Genomic DNA, 3,494 nt, shown 5'->3' with positions numbered 1-3,494 from the left:
GTCGAGACCTCTGACGGGTCTCGACAAGCTCGACCAGCGGACCTGGATGCACGCCCGTTCGGCGTGTACGTGCACGTCCCGTTCTGCACGGTGCGGTGCGGCTACTGCGACTTCAACACCTACACGGCGTCCGAGCTGGGCGGCGGTGCCAACCAGGCGGCCTACGCGACCACCGCCCTGCGTGAGGTCTCCCTCGCGCGGCAGGTCCTGGCCGACGCCGGGCGGTCGCCGGCCGCGGTCTCGACCGTCTTCTTCGGCGGCGGCACCCCGACGATGCTGCCCGCCGAGGACCTCGCGCGGGTGCTGACCGGCATCCGGGACGCCTGGGGTCTGGCCGACGACGTCGAGGTCACCACCGAGGCCAACCCGGACTCCGTGACCCCCGAGTCGCTGCGCGTGCTGGCCGACGCCGGCTTCACGCGCGTCTCGTTCGGCATGCAGTCCGCGGTGCCGCACGTCCTGGCGACGCTGGAGCGCACCCACGACCCGTTGCGCATCCCCGACGTCGTGCGGTGGGCCAAGGACGCCGGGCTGGACGTGTCCCTGGACCTCATCTACGGCACACCCGGCGAGTCCCTCGACGACTGGCGCACCAGCGTCGAGGCGGCCCTGGCCACCGGCGTCGACCACGTCTCCGCGTACGCGCTGGTGGTGGAGCCGGGCACGAAGATGGCCGCCCAGGTGCGCCGCGGCGAGGTGACGCTGCCCGACGAGGACGACCAGGCCGCCAAGTACGAGCTCGCCGACGACCTGCTCACGCAGGCCGGGCTGAGCTGGTACGAGGTGTCCAACTGGTCCCGCGCGGGGCACGAGTGCCGGCACAACATCGGGTACTGGCGCGGCGACGACTGGTGGGGCGTCGGCCCGGGCGCGCACAGCTACGTGTCGGCACCTGGGGCGCCCGCCCTGGCCTCGGACGCCGACGACGCCGCTGCTGCCGGCACGCCTGCCGACGAGACGCCTGCCGACGAGACGCCCGCCGGCGTCCGCTGGTGGAACGTGAAGCACCCCCGCGCCTACGCGACGCGGCTGGAGGCCGGGCACAGCCCGGGCGCCGGGCGCGAGCTGCTCACGCGGGACGAGGCGCACCTGGAGCGCGTCATGCTCGGCGTGCGGCTGCGCCAGGGGCTCGACCTCGGCGTGCTGACGGCACAGGGCCGTACCGCGGTGGCAGGCCTCGTGGCCCGCGGGCTGCTCGACGGCCGGGCCGCGCTCGGGGTCGGCACGTCCGCGTCCGGCGCGCCCGGCACGACCGCCGTCGGCGGTGCGCCCGCCCGCGCCGTGCTGACGCGCAAGGGCCGACTGCTGGCCGACGCCGTCGTGCGTGACCTGACCGCCTGAGGGCCACCCTTTCAAAGGGTCGAGGTGCCTTTTCGTTTGTTTGCGCGGTAGGTGAGACCGTCGATATCTTGTGCTGTTCGTAACGTTCGGGGGAGGCGGCTCGGACCGCCTGACAAGGGGCACGCGCATGAGCAACACCCACGGGGGCTGGAACCCGCAGGACGGTCAGTCCCCGCAGCCGGTGGATCCCTACGGACCGCGTGATCCGTACGGCAGGCCCGCCAACCCGTACGGCCGGCCGGACTACCAGCCCCCGCAGTACCCGCACGGCGGCTTCCAGCAGCAGCAACCCGCCCAGCAGGTCCCGGCCTACTCGCCGGTCCAGGAGCCGGCGCCCCGGCCGGACCAGGACCCGCCGACGATCGGCCGCGCCTGGCGCTGGGCGTGGGGCGCGTTCGGCACGAGCTGGGGCACCTGGGTGCTGATGAGCCTCGTGCTCGGCGTCGCGCAGGTCGCCGTCATCCTGCTGGCCAGCCCGTCCACGCTGGACGGGCTGATGAACGCCACCGATCAGGCGGCGGTCGACGCCGCCCAGGCCGCCGGGCAGACCCTGGAGGCCAAGGCGCTGGGCGCGGCCGGGACCGCCGTCAGCTTCCTGCTGCAGGCCCTCCTGTACGCCGGCGCGCTCGCGGCGACCCGCACCCGCCGGGTCAGGTTCCGCGACTTCTTCCTGCTGCGCGGCCTCGGCGGCCTGGTGGGGTACGCCCTGCTCGCCGGGGTCATCGGGTTCGTCAGCACGGCCGTGCCCCTGGTGGGCGGCCTGATCCAGGTGGTCTGCACGCTGCTCCTGCTCGCGGTGCCGTTCCTGCTCCTCAAGGGGCAGGGCTTCGGCCGAGCGCTCGCGGGCGGCGTCGGCCTGGTGCTCTCCCACCTCGGCACGGCGCTCGCGGTGTTCGCCATCTTCGCGGGGCTGGCCGTCGCGTCGATCTTCACCTGCGGCCTGGGCCTCGTCGTGGTCGCGCCGGCGATGCTGCTGGTGGGGGCGTATCTGGTCCAGCGGTGGACCGGCGAGCCGGTCCAGTCCTGACCGGCTGGTAACAACTCGGCGTTTGCACATGCGGACATGCGGAGAAAAGGTGAAGGTGGCTTCGGATCACTGAACAGTGAAAAGGGGATCACATGAGCGAGAACACTCCGCAGAACCCGTACGAGCCGAGCGCCGGGGGGCCGACGCCGCCGCAGAACCCGGCCGGCGGTCAGCCGCAGCCGCCCGCCGAGCCCACGCCGCCCGCCTACGGCGGCCCCGCGCAGTCGCCCTACGGCGAGCCCGCGCAGTCGCCCTACGGGGGTGCGGCGCAGCCGCCCGCATACGGGGGCGCCGGCCAGCAGCCGGCCTACGGCGGCCCGGGCGGGCCGTACGGCACGCAGCCGGCCGCGACGTTCGCCGTCGGCGAGGCGCTGGGCTACGGGTGGAAGCGGTTCACGGGCAACTGGCTCTTCTGGGTGCTGTTCGTCCTGCTGTCCTTCGCCGTCGGCGCGATCTTCAACGCCGGCAGCTTCGGCGACTACCAGGAGATCAACGAGGCCGCGATGCGCGGCGACATCAGCAGCTCCACCGCGACCGGGGTGTCGTTCGGCAGCTCGCTGCTCGGGCTGCTCGGCGGAATCATCAACTCGATCCTCGGGGCCCTCGGGATCAACGCCGCGCTGCGCGAGGCGTCGGGCCACAAGGCGACCTGGGGCACGCTCTTCAAGGTCAACAGCTACCCGATGATCATCGTCACGGCGCTCCTGCTGCTGGTCGCCGGCTTCGTGGGTGCGCTGCTGTGCGGCCTGGGCCTCATCGCCCTGGCGATCTTCGCGCCGTTCACGTACCACAACGTGGTCGACCGGAACCTGAACGCCTGGGACGCGCTGACCGGCTCGTTCCGCCTCGTGGGGCAGAACTTCGGGGCGGTGTTCCTGCTGGAGCTCGCGCTCCTGGGCATCAACATCGTGGGCGCGCTGGTCTGCGGGCTCGGCCTGTTCGTGACGATCCCGCTGTCGCTGCTGGCGCTGGCCTTCGCGTTCCGCCGGCTCACCGGCGGCCCGGTCGCGGCCATCGAGGCCGGTCCCGCCCCGGCCGGTCCCGCCGTGGCCTGACGCCCACCCGGGTGTGACGACCATGCACCTGCTGCCAGTCCCGGAATCCGGCTGGCAGCAGGTGCATGGTC

3 protein-coding genes are annotated in these 3,494 nt (G+C 73.1%); all 3 read left to right on the top strand.

The features are described from left to right. The first annotated feature begins 42 nt into the window (after positions 1-42). The 3 genes from hemW (at position 43) to ACFU5G_RS29560 (ending at position 3,423) form a co-directional block, all read left to right on the top strand. Positions 43-1,341, top strand: a complete 1,299-nt coding sequence (hemW, locus tag ACFU5G_RS29570) for a radical SAM family heme chaperone HemW (RefSeq protein ID WP_377252662.1) — start codon at positions 43-45, stop codon at positions 1,339-1,341. Between the two features lie 127 nt (positions 1,342-1,468). Next, a complete protein-coding gene (locus ACFU5G_RS29565; RefSeq protein WP_377252660.1) occupies positions 1,469-2,368 on the top strand; it encodes a hypothetical protein in 900 nt (299 codons plus the stop codon). Between the two features lie 92 nt (positions 2,369-2,460). Beyond that, positions 2,461-3,423 carry a hypothetical protein gene (locus ACFU5G_RS29560; protein WP_377252658.1) on the top strand — a complete coding sequence of 321 codons (963 nt, stop codon included), beginning with the start codon at positions 2,461-2,463 and terminating at the stop codon, positions 3,421-3,423. The last annotated feature ends 71 nt before the right edge of the window (positions 3,424-3,494 follow it).

It is taken from the genome of Promicromonospora sp. NPDC057488 (genome assembly GCF_042802395.1).
GTDB lineage: Bacteria > Actinomycetota > Actinomycetes > Actinomycetales > Cellulomonadaceae > Promicromonospora.
Note: the sequence above shows the minus strand (reverse complement) of the source record. Positions and strands in the feature narration are given on the sequence as shown.